The sequence below is a fragment of the Streptomyces lycii genome, assembly GCF_009735685.1.
Taxonomy (GTDB): Bacteria; Actinomycetota; Actinomycetes; order Streptomycetales; family Streptomycetaceae; genus Streptomyces; species Streptomyces lycii.
In genome coordinates, this window is sequence record NZ_WHPN01000162.1 from 1 (window position 1) to 954 (window position 954).

A 954-nucleotide genomic window follows, 5' to 3' on the forward strand; every position below is an offset into this window, starting at 1 on the left:
CCGGGACCGGGACCGGAGTCGGGAGGACCGAGGTCGGGAGGACTCGGGTCGGGAGGACCGAGGGCGGGACCGGAGTCGGGAGGGCCGGAGTCGGGAGGGCCGGAGTCGGGACCGGGACCGCAGCCGGAGCCGGAGCCGGGTTCGGGCTCGGCGAGGGGGCGTTCCTGCTGTTCCGTCATCCCAGTGCTCCGTTCTGGCGGGATGGGCCGGGCCGCGGGCCCGGCGCCGCACCGCCGTCGGCGTCACTCCGCGGACCGCCGGCCGGACCAAGTGCCGAAGGCCGCCTCCACCAGCCTCAGCGCCTCTGCCGCCGGTGGCGATCCCAGCGGGTCCACAGCGGTGAGTTCGCGCAGCCGTTCCGCGTCGGACGCGCCGAGCAGCATGTCGGTGGAGAGCCGTACGCGGAGCGCGTCCGGGGGGTCGCCGAAGCGGTGCCCGCCGGGTACCGGACGGCCGAGCCGCCGGGTGAGTTCCTCCTCCAGTTCGACGGAGTCGGTGACGCCGTTCTCGGCGAGCGCGGGGCGCAGCGGGTCGAGGTCCGGGTAGAGGTGGCTCCCGGCGCGGGGCGGCCGGCAGAGCGCGCCGTGCGAGGTGACGGTCCGGTGCAGGGCGGCGGCGAGGATGCCGTGCAGGCGCGCCGCCGCCCGGACGCGTTCCTCCACGGCCGGAGGTTCGGCCAGGGCGTGGGCGGCGGCCGCCGCGAGGGGCGCGGGCAGGCCGCCGCCCGTCCCGGCGAGCACGTCGAGGGTGGCGGCGTGCAGTTCGGCGCCCCGCCAGGTGCCGGGGAAGCGGGCGACGGCGGCGGGCCAGCCGTGCGGCAGCAGCACGGCGGAGAGGCCGGCGATGACGACGACGTACTCGGGAAGCATCTCGGCCGGGCTGACCACGGCCGTGCCCGCACCGGGCCCGGGGGCGCCGGTTCCGGTCGCCGGCCTGCCGTCCGGGTGGCCTGCG

The 954-nt window shown here is 78.5% G+C and carries 1 pseudogene; it reads right to left on the minus strand.

Annotated elements, in window-relative coordinates:
- Nucleotides 1-242 precede the first annotated feature (242 nt).
- A pseudogene (locus GCU69_RS32570) lies at nucleotides 243-954 on the minus strand (hypothetical protein); the annotation flags it as partial.